Origin of the sequence: uncultured Sunxiuqinia sp., assembly GCF_963974515.1 — a bacterium.
Lineage (GTDB): Bacteria > Bacteroidota > Bacteroidia > Bacteroidales > Prolixibacteraceae > Sunxiuqinia.
Window position 1 is genome coordinate 1 of the sequence record NZ_CAXBDD010000047.1, and the last position, 23,292, is coordinate 23,292.

20 protein-coding genes are annotated in these 23,292 nt (G+C 46.5%); 12 read left to right on the forward strand and 8 right to left on the reverse strand.

Annotated features, from left to right (window positions below):
• The 3 genes from AAC033_RS11345 to AAC033_RS11355 all read left to right on the forward strand — a co-directional run.
• The coding region (locus AAC033_RS11345; protein WP_339738141.1) for a sulfatase at positions 1-1,467 on the forward strand (1,467 nt) is incomplete at its 5' end.
• Between the two features lie 293 nt (positions 1,468-1,760).
• Entirely contained in the window at positions 1,761-2,615 is an 855-nt protein-coding gene (locus AAC033_RS11350; protein WP_339738143.1) for an endonuclease/exonuclease/phosphatase family protein, read from the forward strand.
• Positions 2,616-2,639: 24 nt separating this feature from the next.
• Complete coding sequence (locus AAC033_RS11355; RefSeq protein ID WP_339738145.1) at positions 2,640-3,977, forward strand: hypothetical protein; 1,338 nt, start codon at positions 2,640-2,642, stop codon at positions 3,975-3,977.
• Positions 3,978-4,086: 109 nt separating this feature from the next.
• Here AAC033_RS11355 and AAC033_RS11360 read toward each other — a convergent pair whose 3' ends face one another.
• Positions 4,087-6,276: a glutamine synthetase III gene (locus AAC033_RS11360; RefSeq protein WP_339738147.1), complete on the reverse strand. Its 2,190-nt coding sequence runs from the start codon at positions 6,274-6,276 to the stop codon at positions 4,087-4,089.
• Positions 6,277-6,798: 522 nt separating this feature from the next.
• Between AAC033_RS11360 and AAC033_RS11365 the strand changes: the two genes are divergently transcribed.
• From AAC033_RS11365 to AAC033_RS11380, 4 genes are all read left to right on the forward strand, one after another.
• Complete coding sequence (locus AAC033_RS11365; RefSeq protein WP_339738149.1) at positions 6,799-8,157, forward strand: glutamine synthetase family protein; 1,359 nt, start codon at positions 6,799-6,801, stop codon at positions 8,155-8,157.
• Positions 8,158-8,207: 50 nt separating this feature from the next.
• Positions 8,208-9,251: a hypothetical protein gene (locus AAC033_RS11370; protein WP_339738151.1), complete on the forward strand. Its 1,044-nt coding sequence runs from the start codon at positions 8,208-8,210 to the stop codon at positions 9,249-9,251.
• Positions 9,252-9,256: 5 nt separating this feature from the next.
• Complete coding sequence (locus AAC033_RS11375; protein WP_339738153.1) at positions 9,257-10,105, forward strand: HAD-IIA family hydrolase; 849 nt, start codon at positions 9,257-9,259, stop codon at positions 10,103-10,105.
• A 104-nt stretch (positions 10,106-10,209) separates the two neighbouring features.
• Positions 10,210-10,314 (forward strand): DUF6364 family protein, encoded by a 105-nt coding sequence (locus tag AAC033_RS11380; RefSeq protein ID WP_339738155.1) that lies wholly within the window; start codon positions 10,210-10,212, stop codon positions 10,312-10,314.
• A 257-nt stretch (positions 10,315-10,571) separates the two neighbouring features.
• Here AAC033_RS11380 and AAC033_RS11385 read toward each other — a convergent pair whose 3' ends face one another.
• The gene (locus AAC033_RS11385; protein ID WP_339738157.1) at positions 10,572-11,699 is read right to left on the reverse strand and encodes a histidinol-phosphate transaminase; all 1,128 of its coding nucleotides are present in this window, start codon (positions 11,697-11,699) and stop codon (positions 10,572-10,574) included.
• Positions 11,700-11,810: 111 nt separating this feature from the next.
• Positions 11,811-12,830 carry a glutamine synthetase beta-grasp domain-containing protein gene (locus tag AAC033_RS11390; RefSeq protein WP_339738159.1) on the reverse strand — a complete coding sequence of 340 codons (1,020 nt, stop codon included), beginning with the start codon at positions 12,828-12,830 and terminating at the stop codon, positions 11,811-11,813.
• A 450-nt stretch (positions 12,831-13,280) separates the two neighbouring features.
• Here AAC033_RS11390 and AAC033_RS11395 point away from each other — a divergent pair, with 450 nt between their 5' ends.
• From AAC033_RS11395 to AAC033_RS11410, 4 genes are all read left to right on the forward strand, one after another.
• On the forward strand, positions 13,281-14,807 hold the full coding sequence (locus AAC033_RS11395) for a TldD/PmbA family protein (RefSeq protein WP_339738161.1): 1,527 nt from the start codon (positions 13,281-13,283) through the stop codon (positions 14,805-14,807).
• Between the two features lie 36 nt (positions 14,808-14,843).
• Positions 14,844-16,160 carry a TldD/PmbA family protein gene (locus AAC033_RS11400; protein WP_339738163.1) on the forward strand — a complete coding sequence of 439 codons (1,317 nt, stop codon included), beginning with the start codon at positions 14,844-14,846 and terminating at the stop codon, positions 16,158-16,160.
• 90 nt (positions 16,161-16,250) lie between these two features.
• The gene (locus tag AAC033_RS11405) at positions 16,251-16,685 is read left to right on the forward strand and encodes an FKBP-type peptidyl-prolyl cis-trans isomerase (protein ID WP_339738165.1); all 435 of its coding nucleotides are present in this window, start codon (positions 16,251-16,253) and stop codon (positions 16,683-16,685) included.
• A 108-nt stretch (positions 16,686-16,793) separates the two neighbouring features.
• Positions 16,794-17,339, forward strand: a complete 546-nt coding sequence (locus AAC033_RS11410) for a hypothetical protein (protein ID WP_339738167.1) — start codon at positions 16,794-16,796, stop codon at positions 17,337-17,339.
• 626 nt (positions 17,340-17,965) lie between these two features.
• On the opposite strand, the gene AAC033_RS11415 is transcribed toward AAC033_RS11410, so the two are convergent.
• Positions 17,966-18,670, reverse strand: a complete 705-nt coding sequence (locus AAC033_RS11415; RefSeq protein ID WP_339738169.1) for a head GIN domain-containing protein — start codon at positions 18,668-18,670, stop codon at positions 17,966-17,968.
• 99 nt (positions 18,671-18,769) lie between these two features.
• Complete coding sequence (rimM, locus tag AAC033_RS11420; RefSeq protein ID WP_339738171.1) at positions 18,770-19,303, reverse strand: ribosome maturation factor RimM; 534 nt, start codon at positions 19,301-19,303, stop codon at positions 18,770-18,772.
• 95 nt (positions 19,304-19,398) lie between these two features.
• Here rimM and AAC033_RS11425 point away from each other — a divergent pair, with 95 nt between their 5' ends.
• A complete protein-coding gene (locus tag AAC033_RS11425) occupies positions 19,399-20,388 on the forward strand; it encodes a DUF58 domain-containing protein (protein WP_339738173.1) in 990 nt (329 codons plus the stop codon).
• Here AAC033_RS11425 and AAC033_RS11430 read toward each other — a convergent pair.
• The 3 genes from AAC033_RS11430 to prmC form a co-directional block, all read right to left on the reverse strand.
• Positions 20,382-21,446 carry an endonuclease/exonuclease/phosphatase family protein gene (locus tag AAC033_RS11430; RefSeq protein ID WP_339738175.1) on the reverse strand — a complete coding sequence of 355 codons (1,065 nt, stop codon included), beginning with the start codon at positions 21,444-21,446 and terminating at the stop codon, positions 20,382-20,384. The two genes, AAC033_RS11425 and AAC033_RS11430, sit on opposite strands and share 7 nt — an antisense overlap.
• 72 nt (positions 21,447-21,518) lie before the next feature.
• Positions 21,519-22,406, reverse strand: a complete 888-nt coding sequence (locus AAC033_RS11435; protein WP_339738177.1) for a DUF362 domain-containing protein — start codon at positions 22,404-22,406, stop codon at positions 21,519-21,521.
• Positions 22,407-22,416: 10 nt separating this feature from the next.
• Complete coding sequence (prmC, locus tag AAC033_RS11440) at positions 22,417-23,268, reverse strand: peptide chain release factor N(5)-glutamine methyltransferase (RefSeq protein ID WP_339738179.1); 852 nt, start codon at positions 23,266-23,268, stop codon at positions 22,417-22,419.
• Between the last annotated feature and the right edge of the window lie 24 nt (positions 23,269-23,292).

A 23,292-nucleotide genomic window follows, 5' to 3' on the forward strand; every position in this document is an offset into this window, starting at 1 on the left:
GTTCTTCTGGCAGCGCTGATCTGCTCCTCAACTGCTTGCAACCAACAAAACGCCAAGGACGAAAATGTCAGGCAGCAACGCAACGTCCTCTTTATTTGTGTCGATGACCTTCGCCCCGAGTTGGGGTGTTACGGAAACGAACACATCAAATCGCCCAATATCGACCGGCTGGCGGAAAACGGTGCCGTTTTTATCAACCATTTTGTCAGCATTCCCACTTGCGGGGCATCGCGTTACAGCATTCTGACCGGAATGTATCCCCGAACCCAAGGGCACTTGTCCAACGAAGCCATCAGTAATTTTATCTCAGGGGAACCGGAAACGGAAGTTCCCGAAACCTTCATCCACCATTTAAAAAGAAACGGATATTATACGGTAGGCATTGGAAAGATCAGCCATTATGCTGATGGGCTGTTGTATGGTTATACCGATTCGGTGGGAACCGAATTGGAGCTTCCGCACAGTTGGAACGAAATGTTGTTTGATCCCGGCAAATGGGAAACGGGCTGGAATGCCTTTTTTGCTTATGCTGATGGCTCCAACCGCCAAAGCCGGAACAAACAGGTCAAACCCTATGAGCGGGGAGAGGTGGATGATGAAGGCTATCCGGATGGATTGACCGCCAAGCTGGCTGTTGAAAAATTGAAAGAACTCAAGCAAAAGGATCAGCCCTTCTTTTTGGGTGTGGGCTTTTTTAAACCGCACTTGCCTTTTAACGCGCCGGCAAAATATTGGGATATGTATGATGAGGAGGAAATCGCGTTGACCCCATCCCCGAATATTCCGGAGAATGTTAATCCGGCCAGCCTGCACGGAAGCGGGGAGTTTAAGAGCTACCAGGCCGGAGATGAAAAACCTTCGCTTGACCAGCCTGTTTCGGAGGCTTACCAGCGAAAGCTCCGCCATGCTTATTTTGCAGCGGTTAGTTATGTCGATGCCCAAATCGGGAAGGTGCTCGATGAGCTGGAAGAATCTGGTCTTGCCGAAAACACCATCGTGGTGCTTTGGGGTGACCACGGCTGGCACCTGGGCGATCATCGGGTGTGGGGAAAACACACCATCTTTGAAAAGGCGCTGAAAAGCGCGCTCATCATGAAGGTTCCGGGAGAATCATCGGGTAAGCGGATTGACCGGATTGTCAGCTCTGTCGATATCTATCCAACCATCATGGACCTTTGCCAAGTGGAAATGAACGTTCAAACCGATGGTAACAGCATGGTGTCCTTGCTGAATAATCCTTATACTCCGAACTGGGAAGATGCTGCCTGGGGGTATTTTAATCAGGGTATCACCTTGCGTACCTCGCAGTACCGTTTGACGAAATATTTTAGGGAGGCACAACCAGTTGTTGAACTGTACGACCACGATACCGATCCCAACGAAAATAACAATATTGCCAGTCGGCGTGACGATGTGGTGGAAGAACTGCTTCCTCTTTTGGAAGAGGGCAATTTTGGAGTCTATTAAGGATGGCATACAGATTTAAACAGGTCGATTTCAACCACTCCCTCCAATTCCGGCTATACAGCCTGGCCATATTTAGCTCGCACCAAAACAAAATCTTCCGGGTATCTTCCGTGTTGCTACTGTATTGCTTCGGTGTTTTTTAACTTATAAGATACCGAGAATACACCTTGAAGATATGGCGTTGCTGATGAGGATCTGTATCGCGTATAATGAGTTGACAGACCATTAGATGATGGTGAATTGGTTTTACCATCTTATCTTTACGGGTAATTCGTTCATTTAAACCACTACCGATGAATGCAAAAATCTTATTTTACTTGTTTCTGTTCTTTTTGTTTGCCGCCTGCAGCAGCCCAAAGGCTGACAATTCTTCACCACAGGACTTAATCGTTGCAACTTACAACATTCGTTACAACACGCCCAATGATGGTGAAAATGCCTGGCCTAACCGCAAGGAGCAGGTGAAAGCGTTGATTCGCTATCATGAGTTTGATCTGTTTGGTACCCAGGAGGGCCTGATTGGGCAATTAAATGACCTTTCGGAAATGTCGGAGTACGCGTTTACCGGTGTCGGGCGCGACGATGGCCAGCAGGCTGGAGAACATTCCGCGATCTTCTATAAAAAGTCACGGTTTGAGTTGCTGGACAGCGGTGAATTTTGGTTGAGTGAAACGCCTAATAAACCGTCCTATGGTTGGGAGGCCAAGCATCGGCGGATTTGTTCCTGGGGAAAATTCAACGATCACCTCACCGGAAAGACGTTTTTGGTGTTCAATGCACATTTCGATCACCAAGCCGTTGAGGCCCGCCGGCAATCTGGTATTTTGGTCGTTGAAAAGATGAAGGAAATCGCAGGCGATGCACCGATCCTTTTTCTCGGTGACTTAAACTCTACGCCCGATACGGAACAGATTGTCACCATCAAATCGTTTTTAAACGATGCTTATGAGGTGAGCGAAATGCCTCCTTACGGACCCGTGGGAACCTTTAATAGTTTTGATTTTCTTGCTCCGATGGACCGGAGAATCGATTACATTTTTGTGTCAGATCATTTTACAGTAAAGCGGTATGGCGTGCTGACAGATAGTTACGATGAAAAATACCCATCCGATCATCAGCCGGTTGTGGCAAAAGTGGTGATCAATTAAAAATTGACCAAAAAACCAAAAGATATGCCCGGAATTCAATCCCAAAAGAAATGTGTTTTTCAGAATCCTGTGGGGATTGTACTTCACCTGTTCTTTATCCTATTTTGGATTCAACTTTTGTTTGGCTTTAACAGCGTTTTAGCGCAGGAGGCCATGAACGACACCATCACTGAATCTATTTCATCGGAACTGGCTCAAGCGCCTTATGTGTATATTGATTGCCGGGATTGCGACTATAATTTCATTCGAACAGAGCTGAGTTTTGTAAATTATGTCCGCGATCCGGAGATGGCCGACATTCATGTGTTTGTTACTCAAGAGGGAACCGCGGGGGGAGGCCGGGAGTACCAATTTTCTTTTATTGGCCGCCATGCTTTTGCCGGAACAGAATATACGCTGAAACACCATGTTGGGCACAACGCGACTGAAGACGAAATTCGAGATGCATTGACTGGCTTTTTAAAGATGGGTTATGCCTCGTTCATGTTGCAGACTCCGCTTGGCGTGCGATTCACGATCGATTATGAAGATGATGGGAGCAGTAGTGGCCGGACTGAAATAGACGACCCATGGGATTTCTGGGTTTTTCAGGCCTACGTCGGGAGTGTGGAGCTTGAGATGGAATCGAACCAGACTGAATTCGATTCCCGCTGGGGCTTTTTCGCCGACCGGGTAACGAAAGATTGGAAATTTCGCCTCAGACCGTACTTTAATTACGGACGGGTCAAAATCCAAACTTCGGAGCGCGAAGAACCCGTTGTGAGTATCCAACGCAGGCATGGGTTCGATTCGTATGCCATAAAAAGTTTAAGTGATCATTGGTCTGCAGGATTGTTCGGCACTTACCTGACCGAAAACGGGCGTAATATCCGTCACGAAGTCATTTTGAGTCCCGGCGTCGAATACAGTCTCTTCCCATACGAAATAGCTACTCGTAAGGCCATTACCCTTACTTACCAGTTGGGTTACGGCTACCACGATTATTACGAAGAAACGATTTATGGGAAAATGGAGGAGAACCTGTTTAACCATCAAGTTAGAGGCGTGGTTAACATTCTGCAGCCTTGGGGAAACATCGAAACCGGATTCTCTGGGTCTCAGTATTTGCACGATTTGGCGCGTCGCCGGTTTGAGCTTTATGGGCAAACATCGGTCCGGTTGTTCGAAGGACTTTCACTGAGTTTTCAGATCGAGTATAGCGTGGTACGTGATCAGCTTGGACTTCCAAAAGGAGAAGCGTCACTGGAAGATGTGCTTTTGAAGCAGCGCGAGCTGGCCACCGACTATTCCTTCGAAAGCTCCATTGCCATTACCTACACCTTTGGCTCAAAATTCACCAACATTGTCAACACCCGATTCTAACGGGGGTGGGGCGTTTGTCGGAAATCCTAAAATAGACATCGCTTGGAAACAAAAACCGCCTGGGTGGAATCAGACGGGCGGTTTTGTTTTTCTTTTCAATTCGATACAATTACCTCACAAACAGTAGTTCCCGGTATTTGGGTAGTGGCCAGAGTTCGTTGTCCACGGTGAGTTCCAGCTTGTCAATGTGGTAGCGGATATCATCGAGGTAAGGGCGCACCGTTTTATCGTATGCCTTGGCTTTTTCAATCGAATCGTCAATCACATTGGCTATTTTACGCGCTTCGACCATTTCTTTTACTTTTGCTTTGATGGCTGAAATGTGTCCGCCAATTTCGCGGATCAATTCTTTGCGGGCATGGGCCAGCTCTTCAAATTCATCGGCAGCAAAAACTTCTTTCATATTTTTGACATTCTCCAGCAGGGTCGTTTGGTACTGAACAGCGGTGGGCACAATGTGGTTGATGGCCAAGTCGCCCAGGACACGCGCTTCAATCTGCACTTTCATGGTGAACTTTTCGAACTCTACTTCAGCACGCCCTTCCAGTTCTTTGGCCGAAAGCACTTCTTGCGACGCAAACAGCTCCTTTGTCTGGTCCGTGAGATAGGCTTCAAGGGCCTCCGGTACACTCTGGATGTTTGTCAGGCCTCGCTTTTTGGCTTCAACCACCCAGTCTCCACTATAGCCATCGCCATCAAAACGAATGGGTTTCGTATTGATGATGAGTTTTTTCAAAACCTGAAAAACAGCTTCATCTTTTTTGACGCCATTTTCCACCAATTCATCAACTTCGATTTTGAACTTTCCGAGTTGAGCAGCCACGGCCGTATTCAACGCGATTAAGGAGGAGGCGCAGTTGGCAGAAGAACCGACAGCACGGAATTCAAAACGGTTTCCGGTAAAAGCGAAAGGCGATGTGCGGTTGCGGTCGGTATTGTCAAGGATGATTTCAGGAATGCGGCCGATGTTTAGTTTCAGAGCCGTTTTTTCGTCCGGGGTCATTTTGCGGTCAACCACGGCTTCTTCCATCAAGTCGAGCATTTTGCTGACTTCGGTACCCAGAAAAACAGATAAGATAGACGGTGGCGCTTCGTTCGCGCCCAGCCGGTGCGAGTTGGCGGCGCTCATGATACTGGCACGCAATAAATCCTGGTTGTCGTATACCGCTTTCATGGCGTTAATAACAAAAGTCAGGAATTGCAGGTTGGTTTTAGGATTCTTCCCTGGTGAATACAAGTTAACGCCGGTGTCGGTTGATAGCGACCAGTTGTTATGTTTTCCTGAGCCGTTAATGCCTGAAAATGGCTTTTCATGAAACAGCACCCGGAAATTATGACGGCGGGCAACTTTTTTCATAATATCCATTAGCAGTTGGTTGTGGTCGTTGGCCAAATTCGCTTCTTCGAAAATAGGCGCCACTTCAAACTGATTGGGTGCCACTTCGTTGTGACGGGTTTTTATGGGGATGCCCAGTTTGTAAGCTTCGTTTTCCAAGTCTTCCATAAATCGGTAAACCCGGGTTGGAATCGACCCAAAATAGTGGTCGTCCAGTTGCTGGTCTTTCGATGAGGCGTGTCCCATCAGCGTCCGTCCGGTCAAAATCAGGTCGGGGCGTGCAGCATAAAGGGCTTCGTCAATCAAAAAATATTCTTGCTCCCAACCGAGGTTGGCAATCACTTTGGTTACATTTTTATCGAAATATTGGCAGACGGCTGTGGCGGCTTTATCTACGGCATGCAATGATTTCAGCAGTGGAGTTTTGTAATCGAGTGCTTCGCCGGTGTACGAAATAAATACGGTTGGAATACATAGGGTTCCGTCAACAATAAAGGCCGGAGAAGAAGCGTCCCAGGCCGTGTAGCCGCGGGCTTCAAAGGTTTGGCGAATACCACCGCTTGGAAACGATGAAGCATCGGGCTCTTGTTGGGACAGGAGCTTTCCGCTGAAGGCTTCAACCACGCCACCGTCTTCACCGTGTACAATAAATGCATCATGTTTTTCTGCTGTCCCGTCCGTCAACGGGTGAAACCAGTGGGTGTAATGCGTGGCGCCATTTTCAGTGGCCCAGGCTTTCATCCCTTGTGCTACCTGGTCAGCCATTTTGCGATCCACCATCTTGTCATAATCTGTTGCGTCCATCACCGCCTTAAAGGCTTCTTTGGAGAGGTATTTTTTCATTTTGGGACGATCAAAAACATTTCTCCCATAAAAATCGGAAGTCAGGCTATGCTCGCGAACAATTGCAACGGGCTGTCGTTCGATCACCTTTTGGAGGGCTTTAAATCTAAAATCTGCCATGATTTGGAAAGTTTGATTAATATAATTGGACTTAATAATGTTCTTCTTAATTCGAACTCAAAAATACGGTTTTTTTAAGACGAAATACCTATGTTTTTTCTGTTTTGTCCTAATTTTTCACCGGGTAGATGAATTATATTTCATTATTTTAGGCTTGAAAGCCATGAAAAATTGGATGTTTATTTAAAATGAGTGATTTTTGCAGAAGGTTGTTTTGTGACAAAATGGAGACTAATTGACCGGGGAATCTTGCTTGGGACGAACATAAAAAAAGGTTTTTGATTCGAGTGCATCTACGGTAGCACGACTGCGAAATCACTCGTTTTGTTATATTTCTTGCCTGCTTGGTTTAAAATCCTCCAATATTTGTTATTTTGGTATCTGATGAGGCGACATTTCCGCAGCAGAAGGTTGTTGTTTTTCTGGTTGGTTAGATATTACTCGCTGGACAAGCAGATGTTCAGCTTCGGAAGACAAGTGAAACGGGATCTATTTTTTTTAGGTTGGATGAAAGCAATAGCTATGGAAAACAAGGAGTTGATACAGGTAATTAAGGAAAGTCAGCACAACAAAATCAAGTTTGCGGTGCCCGATGTTGACGGAATTTTGCGTGGAAAGACGATTCACAAAGATAAGTTTCTCGAAGTCGCCAACGAGAATATAAGCTTCTGTGATGTAGTTTTTGGCTGGGATTCCAACGACAAGTGCTACGACAACGTGCAGCTAACAGGCTGGCATACGGCCTATCCGGATGCCAAGGCGCGCATCGATCTTTCTACTTACCGAACCATTCCATGGGATCGTGAGTTGCCTTTCTTTTTAGCGGACTTTAACAATGAGCCAGGCGCAGGCCGTGCGGCCTGTCCGCGGAGTTTGCTGAAGCGGGTCAGGCAAAAAGCCAACGAGATGGGCTTTCAAGCCGTTTTCTCAGAGGAGTTTGAATGGTTCAACTTTTTGGGAACCTCGAATGAACTGGCCGCGAAAAACTACACGGAGCTCAATCCAATTTCGCCTGGAATGTTTGGCTATTCCATGTTGCGGCCCACCCAGTTTCAAGCTTATTTCAACGACTTGTTCAATTACCTTGACCAGTTTCGGGTGAACTTGGAAAGCATGCACACGGAAACCGGGCCCGGGGTCTATGAGGCCGCTATTCGCTACGATGAAGTTTTGAATGCAGCAGATAAAGCGGTGCTGTTTAAAAACAGTGTGCGCGAAATTGCCTACAAACACGGCATTATTGCCAGTTTTATGGCTAAATGGAATGAGGAGCTGCCCGGCTGCAGCGGGCATTTGCATCAAAGTTTATGGGATCAGGATCAGCACAAGAACCTGTTTTATTCGGGTATGCCAAAAGCGCCTATGAGTCAGCTGATGGAAAGTTACCTGGCCGGCCTGTTACATTGTTTGCCACACATTTTGCCCATGTATGCGCCAACTATAAACAGTTACAAGCGGCTGCGCGAAGGAGCTTGGGCGCCAGTCACGGCCAGTTGGGGACTAGATAACCGCACAACGGCAGTGCGGGTCATCAACGGACAGGAGAAATCAACCCGACTGGAGATGCGCGTTCCCGGGTCGGATGCCAATCCGTACCTGGCCATGGCCGCTTCATTGGCTTCTGGTTTGTACGGCGTTCAGCATGAATTGAAATTAAGTACGCCGAAAACCACTGGGAATGAATACGTGCAAAATGACCGCGAACGCTTGCCTTCGAACCTGATGGACGCCACACGTAAAATGAAAGATTCGGCCTTGGCCAACAGCTTGTTTGGTGACGCCTTTGTCTCTCATTTTGCAGCCACCCGCGAGTGGGAGTGGCGCGAATTCTCGAGGGCAGTAACCGATTGGGAAATAAAAAGGTATTTTGAGATTATCTGAAAATCCCCCGTTTCTGATTACTTTTGGGGAATTCAGAAAAAGAAAAGATTATGCAGACGCTCGATTATTTTCAAATCATACGGCGGGCTTGGGCTGAGTTTGATGACCGGCACGAAATCAAAGGGATTTATGACGTGAGTGCCCATGTATCGACCAACCAGGTTTATAAAATTTCCTTTTACGACCGGCAGCCTGTTTTTGCCAAACTGTCGGAGTACGGTAATTTTGAGCACTTTAAAGAGGATCATATCATCATCAATAACCTGGCCAATAACCTGGAGGCTCCCTACGAGAATTTCCTTGCCCGGTCGCTGGTTAAGCGAAACGATCTGTTTATTTATCGCTATTATGAGCAGAATAGTACGGCTTGGGTGGTTTTTTACAATCCTATCAAAATAAAACATAAAATGCCCCGACGCCTGGAGGATAAGCACATCCGCAAGTTGGGGCGCGAGTTGGCGCGGTTTCATAAAGCGTGTACCAATGTCGCCAATCAGCTTCCGAACGCCTCGAAAACTGTGGTGACTGACATTCACCGCTTGCTGCGCAACATCGACACTGGGAAGTTTTGCGGGACAGCCGAGCAGCGGGATATGGTGAAGCAGCAATGTGAGTCGTTTTTGATGCAGGCTGACCGGGTGAACTATTCAACCCAAATTGAAACGATTCCGGTTTTTGTGGATTGGAACATTGGTAACTTTTCGGTGCGGGGCGACGGCAAGTTTTATTCGCGGTGGGACTACGACTGGTTTCGCGAATCCACGCGGGTGATGGATTTCTACTTCTTCAGCCGCGTAGTGTCTGATGTGGGCGATCGCACGGTGTTTAGCTACGGGATCGACACCCTGATGGAAGACCGTTTTATCATGTTTCTAAAGGAATATCACCGTATTTTTCCGCTCAACGAATCTGAAGTTCGCTTGATCCGGGAAGCTTACCGGTTCTTCATTTTGAATTATGTGATCAAGGACGGGACGCATTTCTTTTTACCTTCGTACGCACGGAAGTTGCAGAAGGAAGCGTATGATTTGTATATTCCGGCTATTGACACCAACTACAAGGTCGATAAACTATTGAAAGCATTAAAAATTTAAGTCCTATGAAGACGAGCGATTTCAGAAGCATTGTGACCAACTACAAGGCGGTTTTTTTTGATGCTTTCGGGGTATTGAAAAATCACAAGGGGATTATTCCAGGAATAGAAAATACCTTTGATTTTTTGGATGAAAAGGGAATTGACTATTATGTGCTGACCAACGATGCTTCGCGCAGTCCCGAAGACCTGGCCAGGCAATACCAGATCAACGGAATCCCCAGTTTGACAACCGAAAAAATTATTTCATCCGGCATGCTGGCGCACGACTGGCTGAAGCTGAAAATAAAAAAAGGCCGCGTAGCTTATCTCGGAACAGAACAATCGGCCCACTATATTGAAAAGGCGGGCTTGGAAACCTTGTCTATAAACAAGCTTAGGCTCGATGAAGTGGACGACATTAAATGCCTGGTCTTTTTGGATGACGAAGGTTTTGACTGGAACAACGACATCAACAAGGTGATTAACCTGCTGCGCAAGAAAAATATGTCGGTCATCGTTGCCAATACCGATATCAATTACCCGGTGAATCGCACCGATATTGCTATAGCGATCGGTGGAATTTCAGACATGATCGAAGATATTTTGGGACGACATTTCATTCGTTTCGGAAAACCCGATGCCCAGATGTTTATGTTCGCCTACGAGAAAGCTTGCCAAAAGCAACCACTGAACCGCGACGATATTTTGATGGTAGGAGATACTTTGCTGACCGATATTATTGGCGGCAACAAATTTGGAATGGATACGGTACTGGTTTTGTCGGGCAACACCTTGCCTGAAAATGCCAAAATGAAAATCCGCTCTACCGGGATCATCCCAACCTACGTGTGCGATACGGTGGCCAGTTTCTGAATTCTGTGTAGGCTTTGTTTGGGGGCAAGGATCTTGTCAAGCTACCTGGGCTCAACTTCCACAAGTGAATGCACAATTGCAGAGAGCGTATTAAAATTGAAGTCATGAATACGAAGCTGGCATTGAAAATACATAAGTCTGCAATTGAAAAAGCAAAGAAGTATGCCAGAGAAAAGGATACGAGTCTTTCAAAAATGATTGAAAACTAATCGCAGGCTTTGTCAAACCAGCAGGGAGAAGATAATGAGATATCTCCACCGGTCAAAAGTCTAACCGGACGAGTCAATCCAGTTGATTTTGACAACAAAAAAGCTATGGAGGTTACCTGGCGGACAAATACAAATAAACGGATAAGATCTTAATCGATACCAATATTGTTCTTCATCTCTTGACCAAGGCGTTCTGAAGCTTTTTTCAAATGACCGTTCGAGGATTAGATAACCATTTAAAGCCTACCTCTGGTATCTTATCGGTGCGCATGCTCTGTTGCCAACTCTTTTAGTGCGGCGATCAAAAACTGATCTTTTTCTTTTCCCTGCGAGGCCACCCGGATATGGCGGTTATCCAGACCAATCTTGTTACTACAGTCGCGCACATAAAGCCCATGATTCTCCAGTAATTGCATTTGCAGGTCGAATGCGCTCATCCCAAATTCAATTTTTATCAGAATAAAGTTGCTTCCGGTAGGATAGATTTGATAGCCGGGCAGCTTGATCAGTTTTTGGTAGAGGTCCCTCACGTCGCGGATCACATGCATTCGGGATTTGTGATAAGCTTTGTTGGTGTTTTTCAGTTGGAGGAGGAAATATTCGGCCATCGAATTGATGTTCCAAACGGGCAGCGCCTCTTTTAAGGGCTGCAAAAACGCCTGGTTCGAAGTGCAGCAATAGCCCAGCCGTAATCCCGGAACTCCACAGTGTTTGCTCATGCTCCGTACGATGATCAGGTTCTTGTACTGTTCCACTTCGTGTAATAAGCTGGGGATTTCTTCGTCTGCAAAATCGATAAAGGACTCATCGAGCAAGATGAGTTTCAGGTGAGTCATTTCGTTTAAAAACCGCTTCAGTTCGTTTGCTGGAATTAGCTGGCCGGTTGGGTTGCCTGGGTTGATGAGCAGCGCGCCGCCAATTTTGTTTTCTTTGATCCAGCTTGCGAATTCGGCAAGATTGAGTTGATAGTTTTTTTTCGGATTCAGCTGAAAGAATTTGGCGGCATCGGACGTTCGCAGTTTCTCAATATATTCACTAAAGGTAGGGATTGGAATCGCCAGATCGTTAACCAGGTGTTTTTCGATCAGGGTGATCAGTTCGGTGGCACCGTTCCCTAAAACCAGCCATTCGGCGTTCACCTGTAAAACCTCGGCCAGGTGCTGACGCGCCAGCCTGGGATTGCTCGAAGGATAGGCTTTGATAATGGAGCTGAGCTTCGATTTCATTTGCTCCAGCATATCGTCAGTAGGGTAGTAGGGATTGGCGATAAAGCAGTAGTCAATCACCTGTTCAAGCTGTTCTTCACCAACAATATCGACCAATGCCGGAGAATGGGAGGTTTCTTCAAACAGTTGACGGTTGATTTTTATTCGCTTTTGTTGCATCGCTTTCAAATTGAATGTCAAAAATAAACAATCCGAATCATTGTCGGTGGTAAGGGCATAAAAAAAGCTGTCCTCCAGGGACAGCTTTTTACTATGCTTAATTTTTCTAGATTACATTTTAGCAACCGCTTTGTGCGTTGTTTTGATGATCACAGCTCCGATTTTGTATGGATCACCATTTGATGCAGGGCGACGGTCTTCCAGGCGGCCTTTCCAGCCATCTTCAACTGTTCCTACAGGAATACGGATGGAAGAACCGCGGTCGGAAATACCATAGCTGAAATCAGTAATGGCAGCTGTTTCGTGCAGACCAGTCAAACGTTGGTCGTTGTATGCTCCGTAAACATCGATGTGTTCTTTGATGTTTTTTCCAAACTCTTCGCAAATCGCGGTAAACACAGCTTTGTCTCCACAAGTCCGCATTAAGCCGTTTGAGAAGTTGGCGTGCATCCCTGAACCATTCCAATCCAGTTCTTTGCCCAGTGGTTTTGGGTGCCAGTCAACAACAACACCATATTTTTCGGCAGTTCTTTCAAGGAAGTAGCGGGCAACCCAAATCTGATCGCCGGCGTTGTGTGCTCCTTTAGCAAAAATTTGGAATTCCCACTGGCCGGCAGCAACCTCAGCATTGATCCCTTCCACGTTCAAGCCAGCTTCCAAACAAATATCAAAATGTTCTTCAACGATGTCGCGACCAAAAGCTTTGTCAGCACCTACACCGCAATAGTAAGGTCCTTGGGGAGCAGGATAGCCATCAGCCGGGAATCCAAGAGGCTTGTTGGTTTTAGGATCCATCAGGAAATATTCTTGTTCGAAACCAAACCAGAAATCTTCGTCTTCTTCTTCAATGTGCGCCCGGCCATTAGATTCATGGGGAGTGCCATCTGCATTCAATACTTCAGTCATGACCACATAGGCATTGTTGCGATCAGGGTCAGGAAAAACTGCAACTGGCTTCAATAACAAGTCAGAGGCTCCACCTGTCGCTTGTTGGGTTGATGACCCATCAAATGACCATACCGGACAATCCTCCAATTTCCCACTAAAATTTTCTGCAATTCTTGTTTTTGCCCTTAAGCTTTGAGTCGGCTTGTATCCATCCAGCCAGATATACTCCAATTTTGATTTCATCTTGTTACAATTTATAAGTTAATGATGTGTTTTTTCGAAAATTTGATGTCAAAAATAGAACGAACAGACAAAAATATAAATAATAACGCGTCAATTTGTAAAAAGTTAATACAAAATTCACATAGAGAATTACTTTATTTAAAGACCCCGGTTTTTTGATAGGCATAGTTGCTTAAATAGAGGTTTTATAATTGTCAGATCGCTAAAAATAGAATAGATGAATTCAGAATAAAAGTAATTTTTCTGCTGGTACCCCCTGTTTTTGACCGTTGCGGAGTTTTTGAGGGGCGGGCCTTTTGGATTTTATTCTGAAAAAGAAATGTCAACCGATTGCTTCAAATTAACTTGTCATTGCGTAATTTTAGTAAGGAGAAAGTGACATATCCTATTGGATTGACTGATGGTCATACCATATTGAAATACTTACAAACAGATAAATTTCTACTTAAAATGAGAACCATTGACCGAAGAGATTTTTTAAAGGCTTCTGGTTCGGCTGTTGCAGGGAGTATGCTCTTGCCTGCTTTTATTCAGTCGTGTCAAGGAAATCCTTTGTCTTCCGAGATTCAGGCGTACCTGGATCATTTCGGTGTGAACCTCCAGTTGCTTCAAAAAGTAACGGAAAAGGCACTGAGTAAAGGAGGCGATTACGCCGACCTGTTTTTTGAACACAAGACCCTCAATAGCCTGGCCTTGGAAGACGGGAATGTGAATCGGGCTTTTTCCAATGTTGATTTTGGCGTTGGCATTCGTGTACTGAAAGGCGACCAGACTGGCTTTGCCTATTCTGAGACCATTACTTCCGAAGCGTTAATGAAAGCAGCCAATACGGCGGCTAATATTGCCAGTGGAAGTAAAGCGGTGCCTGCACAGGAGATCAGGGAAGCGTTGCCTGCCGATTACTATGCCATCAGTCGCTCGTGGGAAGAGGCGACTGTTCCCGAGAAAATCCCGTTTATTCAGGCCCTAAATGACAAGGTTTTTGCCATGGACAGCCGGGTTTCCAAAGTCAATGCCAGCTTAACCGACGAAACAGCCTACGTGTTGTTTTACAGTTCCGAAGGCTTAATCAGTTATGATTACCGGCCATTGGTTAGCCTGGGAACATTTTGTGTGATGGAAAAAGATGGCCAGATTGAAAATGGCTATTCATCCCGCTCCTTCCGTAAAGGCTTTGAGTTTTTAAATGACGCGGTCGTGGATGAGTTGGCGCAGGAAGTGGTTGACCGTACATCGCTTCTGTTTGAAGCTACTAAGCCAAAAGCGGGCGAAATGCCCGTGGTGATGGGAGCAGGCGGCTCGGGGATTTTGCTTCACGAAGCCATCGGCCACACCTTTGAGGCGGATTTCAACCGAAAGGGAACCTCCATTTTTGCGGACAAGATGGGTCGAAAGGTCGCTGAAAGTTTTGTCAATATTATTGACGACGGAACACTACCCGAAAATCGTGGTTCCATCAACCGTGATGATGAAGGGAATGCCACCGAAAAGACCTATCTGGTAAAGGATGGGGTGTTGAACAGTTACATCCACGACCGGATCAGCGCCCGGCACTATGGAGTGAACCCTACAGGAAACGGACGGCGTGAATCGTTCCGGCACGTGCCGCTGCCTCGCATGCGAGCTACCTACATGGAAACCGGTCCCCATTCAAAAGAGGAAATCATTGGCCAGGTGAAGCAGGGAATTTACGTTGATAATTTCAGCAATGGACAAGTGAAAATTGGTGCCGGCGATTTTACCTTTTTTGTGAAATCAGGCTACCTGATTGAAAATGGTAAACTGACCCAGCCGATTAAAGACATCAACATTATCGGGAATGGGCCGCAGGCTTTGGCTGACATCACCATGTGTGCCGATGATTATTTGATTGACAACGGAACATGGAGCTGCGGAAAATCCGGACAAACGGTGCCGGTAACTTGCGGGCTGCCCACCGTACTGGTTAAAAAATTAACTGTTGGCGGCATGAGTTAAGCCAATGAACCTTCATCAGAAAAAAATTGAATAGAAATGACACAAGAAGAAAAATATAAGCTCGCCAAATGGGCGATGCAGCATGCCTTGGATCATGGGGCCGATGAAGCAAGCATCATTCTATCGCAAAGCAAAAGCAGTAATGTGGATGTGCGGGAGCAAAAGATAGACACCTTAAAAGAAGCCATCCAGAGTAGTATGAGCGTTCGCTTGTTTGTTGACAACAAATACTCGGCGCACCGAACCAATCGCCTGGACAAAAACGAGCTGGCTCATTTTATAGAACAGGCTATTGCCGGAACAAAATACCTCTCGCCCGATCCTTTCCGCTCACTGCCCGATGCCGGTTTGTACTACCAGGGCAGCGGTGAAGATTTGGGTACGGTTGATCAGTCGTATGATACGATCGATCCAAAAACCAAGGTTGATCTTGCTTTTCAGGTGGAACAAGAGGTGTACAAGAAGGATGACCGCATTATTTCGATCACAGCCGGTTATGGCGACAACACCAGTAGCCGCCTGATGGTGACCAGCAATGGATTTGAAGGCGAAACAGCCAACAGCAACTTTAGCCTGTATGCATCGGTTTCCGTTGATGGTGGCGACGCGCGTCCCAGTGAAGCGTGGAGCGAACGGGCCATCTTTTTTGAGCAGCTGAAAAAGTCGGATATTGGGACCACGGCGCTTGACAGGGCTTTAAAGAAGATAGGTCAGGCGAAGATCAACTCCGGGAAATATACCATGCTGGTGGAGAACAAAACCGTTTCACGCCTTTTTTCTCCTTTGATGGCCGCCTTGAATGGCTACAACATTCAGCAGAAAAATTCATTTCTGATCGATCAAATTGGCAAACAGGTGGCTTCCGAAAAACTAAGCTTGATTGATGATCCGCTAATTGCTGGAGGTTTGGGTTCATGCTTGTTCGATGGCGAAGGGCTGGCTTCCAAAAAGCGGCAGGTTTTTGATCGGGGTTTTTTGGGTACCTACTTCATTGATACCTATTATGCCAAAAAATTAGGCGTTGATCCAACGACGGGTGAAACCTCGAATTTGATTTTTGAAACCGGCGACAAAGATTTAGACGGATTAATCAAAGGAATGAAAAGAGGGATTTTGGTGACTGGATTCAATGGCGGAAACACCAATGGCTCAACCGGCGATTATTCCTATGGGATTGATGGTTTCCTGATTGAAAATGGCGAAATTATCCGGCCCGTTTCAGAAATGAACATCAGCGGAAACATGAAAGATTTGTGGATGAGTTTGGCTGAAGTCGGAAACGATGCCAATCTGAGTTCCTCGTGGCAAACCCCTTCCATGGTGTTCGAAGGGGTTGATTTTAGTGGGAGCTGAAGTTTTCGCAAATCATTTGAATCGGACAGGAATACCTTCTTCAAGAACGAGGAAGGTATTCTTTTTTTACTTTTGAAGAAAAAACGAGCAGTGGCAAAACGCGAGAAAAAAGGAAAAAGCAAAAGTTCGGCCGGATACAATCAAAAAATTGGTGAGGATTTTCTGCTACAGAATGCACAAAAAGACGGCGTTGTAGAAACGGCCAGCGGTCTTCAGTATAAAATAGTGGAAGAAGTGGCGGGCGAAAAACCGGATCAAGATAGCACCGTGCTGATTCATCAGCGGGCGTTATTGCTCAATGGAACCCTGCTGGAAGATACCTACCGGCAAAACAAGCCCGACGAGGTACGGCTGGTCGAACTGATTGAAGGTTTGCAGGAAGGCTTGCAACTCATGGGCAAAGGCAGCCGCTACAAATTCTGGGTGCCGGCCGATCTGGCCTGGGGACGAAAAGGAACCAGCAACAAAATTCCACCATTTGCGGTTCTTTCCTTCGACATCAGGCTCGTGGATCTTGTTGGTTAGTCGACATTCGGGAAAAAACATCACGTTCATTTTCTGGTTCTCAGGCTTCTGGCATTAATCTTGTGTAGCACACTTAAACGTTGTTAAACATCATTTAAAAATAAGCACATGAAAACAATTACCAGTCTTTTTTTAATTCTAGCCCTGGCTGTCTTCTCGTCTTGCGAAGGACCCATGGGCCCTCCCGGATTTGATGGAGAGGATGGTGAAGATGGAACTTCTCTGCTGGGGAGTGTCTTCGAAATTGAAGGCGATTTTACGGAAGCAAACGGATACGAGCTTTACTACGAGTTTCCATCCAATTTTGAAATTTACGAAACCGATATCGTTATGGTGTACATCCTTTGGGATGTGGCCGACGGCGGAAATGGATCGACGCTTGACGTTTGGAGGCCCTTGCCGCAAACCATTGTTTTGGACGATGGCGTGATTCAGTACAATTTTGATTATACGATAGCTGATGTAAAAGTGTTTATGGATTTTACGGTGAGCGAATTGCTGCCGGCTGAAACCGATGACCAGGTTTTCAGAATCGCGGTGTTACCTGCCGACTGGGCGATGGATAAGTCGGTTGATATCAATAGCCTGAACTCAGTGATGAAATCGCTGGAAGTGAACCCAAACACCTTGAAGAAATTTAGCCTGACCAAATAAGGGTATCCAAACATCTACGCAAAAAGAAATGTCACTTCAGGTTTATTGAAGTGACATTTCTTTTTGCATCGTTGTGCAGCTGATTTGATATTCTTGCCGATCCTGTGAGCTGTCTCTCCCTCGGTTCATCCGCAGGACTCCGTTGGAGTAGCATGTTCATCACCCCGGGCGCAGCTCGCGGGGGGCGGACAATTAATAATGAGCAAGCACGGAAGTGGGTGCAACACAATGGGTCAGGAAAGACAAGTGGATGGCAAACCCAGGCATGGGAATAGCGAAAGGGTTGTTGTAATTATCCCTACAGGATCGCAGGCTGACAAAATCGGGATCACTTGACATTTTTGTGGTAGAATTCAAAAAATAAATTGGTGTAGATGAATGAAGTACCGGGATTTGTTATTCAAACGTTTTTGGTAGAACTGAAAAGTCAGCGGTAGAGTTGATAAAAAATCACGGTAGACCTCAAAAGTTAGTGCCTGAGAACGGAAAGCGAGCGTGTTTAGGCTTTCCGGTGTATCGAGCTCTTACTCTGATGTGTGAAGCGGGTAGTTTAGGGTGGTAGGTGATGGGAAAAAGACGAGGCGAAGCACCGAACGGAACTCCAATGCTTGCCTCGTTCAAACCTCTTAGTATTCTTTCACTTTCCCGGAGCCAACAATGCCCTGATCGACCAGTGGATTGCCCTTGTAGGTGAGATTTCCGGAGCCGGCAATGCGTGCATTCAGGTTCTTTAACGCGTGCACATCAGCGCTTCCCGATCCGGCAATTTTCACCAGTACATCGGTGGTTTCAAAGCCGATGCCTTTAAAATTACCCGAGCCGGAAAGATTCACCGACAGGTCGTCGGCCGATCCGTCGCCTTCAATTTTGATGTTTCCACTACCTGAAATAGTCGCCTTCACGCGGTTGGCCTTCAGGTCGTTCAGTAAAATATCGCCACTGCCGCTGACTGAAAGGTCAAGGATCCGGCTTTCAATGGGCCCGTCGTTTTCAATGTTTCCGGATCCGGAAAGCGACAGCGCGCCAATTTCGGGCACGGTAATGTAAATCTCAATTTTGCCGGGGGTGAAGGTTTTGAACAGGTAATTTTTTGCGGCAAAGCGAATGATTAGTTCGCGTCCCTTCACTTCGGTAATGATTTCTTCCATCGTGGACGTCTTGGCGACGATTTCAACGGACTGTTCGCTGCCTTGTTCCACATAGACATTGGCCGGGATACGAACCGAAATTTCGGAGAAGGAAGGTAGTTCACGGAATTCAGTATCGGCCTTGGCCCGAACCGAAACGAACAAGGCGATTATGGTTGCGAAAATCATTAATTGTGTTTTCATAGTTTTCTGTTTTTTAATGGTACATGGATTACTTTGGAAAGACTTTTAAAAAATGAAAAGGTTGCACGGTCAACCGGGAAAACTTTACCCCACGGGCAATCAGTCCAGATCAAAGATGCCATCAGGGCATTGCAGCACGAGCTTTTTGTTTTGCTCGTCGAGATCAATCAGCAGATCTTCATTGAAGGGAATCAACACTTCTTTTCCTTGGTATTGAATCTGAAACAGCAGGTTCCCACCGTAATCTTCCACCTTTTCAATGATTCCAATCTCTCCAACTTGAAGATCGGAAACAGAGAAGCCCACCAAATGGTGAAGGGTAAATTCTTCTTCGGGCTCAACCAGGTCTTCTTGTTTCAGAAAAACTGACACCCCGGACAGTTTTCGCGCTTGCTCCTCATCGTCAACCCAGTCCAGCTGAACAATGGCCGACTCAGCTGAGCGGAAACGCATCCCTTCCGTGCTGAAAAAAAAAGGAACCAGCAGGCCATCCAACTCCAAAAAAAGCGTGGGTTCGTTTTCCAGGCTCAAATCATATTGTGGCTCAAAAATCAGGGAAAGCGCCCCTTTGATGCCATGTGGCTTCTGAAAGTAGCCAATCTTTTGGCAGCTGTTTTTATCAATCGTTTCCATGGTTCAAAAATAGCGATCTGCCCCGCGTGAAACAAGCGTAAAAAGGGATTAAAATGAGCTGCCGATGGGTCAAAAACTTCTGACAGGCGAATACTTTGAGAAAATCGATTGAAAGCCGTTTGGCAGCGCCAATGGTTTATCTATTTTTGTATGTAATGAACAAGCTTTTTGACATTCAGCAGTTTCAGCAGTTCGACAACATGGAGTTGATTGCCCGCGAAGTGGTTGAAGGTTTTATCACCGGCCTTCATCGCAGTCCGTTTCATGGTTTTTCGGTCGAGTTTGCCGAGCACCGGCAATACAACCAGGGTGAGTCAACCAAACACATCGACTGGAAATTGTTTGCGCGCTCCGATCGTTTGTATGTGAAACAATACGAAGAAGAAACCAACCTGCGTTGCCAGTTGGTCATCGATACCTCCTCGTCCATGTTGTTTCCCTATGAAAAGGGCCAAAATAAGTTGTTCAACAAGCTGGCATTTTCGGCCTACAGTGCCGCTGCCCTTATGTATTTGATGCGTAAGCAGCGCGATTCGGTTGGCCTGACCTTATTTTCGGACCAGATTGAATTTCACTCCGAAAACCGGCTGTCCTCTGTGCATGCTGAGCTATTGTATGCGAAATTGGCCGGTCTGTTGTCGGTCGGGAAAGATGACCTGCGCAAAACCACCAACACGGTTGATGCCTTGCACCAGATTGCCGAGCAGGTGCACAAGCGCTCGCTGATTCTGATTTTTAGCGATATGATGGGTGAAGGGAACGGCGATGATTTGTTTTCGGCTTTGCAGCATCTGCGCTACAATAAGCACGAGGTCATTGTGTTTCATGTGACGGATCACAAGCAGGAAAAGCAGTTCGATTTTCAGAACCGGCCCTGCCGTTTTGTTGATTTGGAAAGCGGAGAACAGCTTAAGTTTTCGCCCAACGAGTTGAAAGAAAACTACAAAAAGGCGGTCGACCGTTACTTTGAAGAACTGAAGGTGAAGTGCGGACAGTACCACATCGATTTGGTTGAGGCCGACATTAACGAAGATTTTAAACAAGTGTTGCATCAGTTTCTTCGTAAGCGTAAAAAACTCTATTGAATTTTCTTCTTCAAGGTACAGCTGATGGGGTAGTGGTCGGAGAGGACCACCCGGTCAACCTTAAAATTGTAGCTTTCAAATACCGGGCTGTACAGGATGTAGTCAATCCGGAACGAGGGCAACTTGCCCAGATAAGTATTCCCAATTCCGGAGCCGGAATTCACAAAAGCATCTTGCAGTCCTTCGGCCGCCTTACTGTAGGTGTAAGATACGGGCGTGTCGTTAAAGTCTCCGCAAACAATGACAGGGTGCGGCGAATCTTGTATGAGCCGGTGCAGGGTTTCTGCCTGCTCAGTGCGCTTAATGAATGCTTGTTTCAGTTTTGAGCCGGTGTACCGTACTTTGCGTAAACTTTCTTCCTGCTTGTCAAACGACAGTGAGTCCAGCGAGTTGATCTCCGCATCCGTAAACCGATAACTTTCGAGGTGACAATTAAACAGGCGAATGGTGTCCTGATCCATGACCAGATCAGAAATGAGAATCATGTTGGCCGACCTTTCAAAATGAACTTCATTTTTGGCTATGATCGGGTAGCGCGAGTAGCTGACCGGTCCGCCGGTTTTGCTGGCATGCACGTATTTGAGCCCGGAGTCATGCGAAAGCTTACTCTTTTGTTGTGTAAACCGCTTTTGCCCTGAAACGGTCACCTCCTGCAAACAGATCACGTCGGCTTCCTTGCTCTGCAAGTATTTTAAAATTTCATCGGCAACATTGTCTTCTTTGGTGTTCACTTCGCCATAAAAATTCTTCACATTATAACTGCTGATTACCAGGCCATCTTCGGTGGTTTCCCTTCCTGAAAGCTGAACGTAATGGTTGAGGTGTCCGTAACCAATGGCAATGGCCAGAAAAGACAAAATAGCAAAGCGGGTTTTCGAAAAGACCCAAAGCAACATGAACAGCAGGTTGACGAGCAGAAAGTAGGGAAAGGCCAATCCGAAAAAGGCCGGAACCCACCACACTGCCGGGCTAATCTTGGCTGACAGGTAACTCATCAACAGTCCTGCGATAGCTGTCAGGTTGAAAAGGAGAAAGATATTTTGGAAGAATTTTTTCAAAGCAAGCGTTCATTTTGTGAGAAACTGGTCAGACAAATATAAAGAAAAGCACGAAAGCAAATCACCCCAAATTTACGGGTTTGACTTACTGCCCGAATTTTTAAGAACGATGCTCCGAATAAGTTCCGCAGGCAGCTCAGCCCGCCCGAATCCGGCATGTTCGGCCAGATCAAGATAGGGCAGGGTGTGAAGATCGGTTCCCAGGCGTTTGGCCGCGTAAGCTTCGGCGGCAACAAGATCCGGAGAAAGAACCAGGGTTTTGTATTCCTTGACTCCCTCTGAAGTCACCACCCGGTATGCGTCCATGATAGTCAGCACCGGTCTTTTGTAATGTAGAAAGTCAAGCATGCTTTGGTTATCCTGCTGCTGGTAATTTTCTGCCTGCCAAACCAGCCCCATCAGGTTGTGAAAAGCGCCAAAATATCCGTCCGGCGTTTGTGGCTGTACCGCCGGCACATTGATGATCAGATCCACCTCCTGCATGACTTGGTGCACCTTCGGGCGCTTCATCACCTGCGCATTGGGAATGTCAATTTCGTGGTAAAGGAACTCCTTGTCGCCGGGAAGGATTTTGGCCCCTGCATCTTTCACCACACGTTCAATGCCGCTGTTTTTGTAGCATTTGGTCCAATTGTCCTGCGTTTGATCCACCAGGAAAACGGCTCGGGCCCCGGCTTCGTAACAGCGTTCAACCAAGCGTTCGAGAAGCTCGGGATTGGTGTTTTGTCCGCTCTCCGGAGCTTGATTCCAGCGCATGGTGGGCTTGACCAAAATTCGCTGGCCGGGCTCTACAAAGCGGCTTAGATCGCCCAGCGCATCCAGTCCCAGGTCCAGCATGTTGGCTGCACTTCCGCCACGGACAATGGCAAGTTCGGCTTTTTGAGTGGCTGTAAAAGCGGGCAGAAAAAATAAGGCGCCCGTTGCGAATAGACTATGTTGTATAAATGTTCTTCGTTCCATCGGTTGTGCTTTACGATTCGAAATAGCGGGCAAAAATCATGCGGTTTTTCCCTTGCAAATCTTTCTTTAACCGAACGTCGGAAAAGCCAATTTCTTTCAACAATTCCCGACATTTTTCTCCAAAGGATTCGTTAATCTCCCAAAAAAGTTTTCCGCCATGGGTGAGGTAATTTTTTCCGAAGATGGCCAATGCACGATAAAAAAGCAAAGGGTCGTGGTCGGGAACAAACAGGGCGCGGGCAGGTTCGTACTTTAGCACATTGTCGTTCATCGCCGCTTTTTCCGATTCGGTGACATAGGGCGGGTTGCTGATCAGGATATCAATTTTCGGGAAGGAATTGGGCAGCAACGGATTTAAAATATTCAGGTGAAAAAAGGCGATTTCGGTTTGGTTTAGCCCGGCGTTCATCCGAGCCACTTCCAAAGCTTCTTCCGAAATGTCGCAAGCCATGATATGCGCTTTAGACCAATGCTTTTTGAGGCTGATGGGGATGCAGCCGCTACCTGTGCCCACATCCAGAATTCGCAGTCCATCCGTTTTTTGCGATTTTAGAACCCAATGGACTAGCTCTTCAGTCTCGGGCCGTGGAATCAAAACGCCTGGCTTCACCCGAAACGGCAAGCCGTAAAATTCGGTTTCGCCCAAAATGTACTGAATTGGCTCCCCGTTTTTGAGCCGCGCCGCTATTTGTTTAATCTGATCTTTCTCCTTTTCAGCCAATACTTCATCCTGTTTTAATACCAAATCGGTGAGGGTGTATTGTTTCAGTTTGCTGAAAATGATCCGGATAAAACTTTCAATTTCCTCCGCCGGGTAAAGCCCGCTCAATTCTTTTCGGATATCGTTGATGCTTGCCTGCATTTATTTGTATTTTTGGCAAAGTTA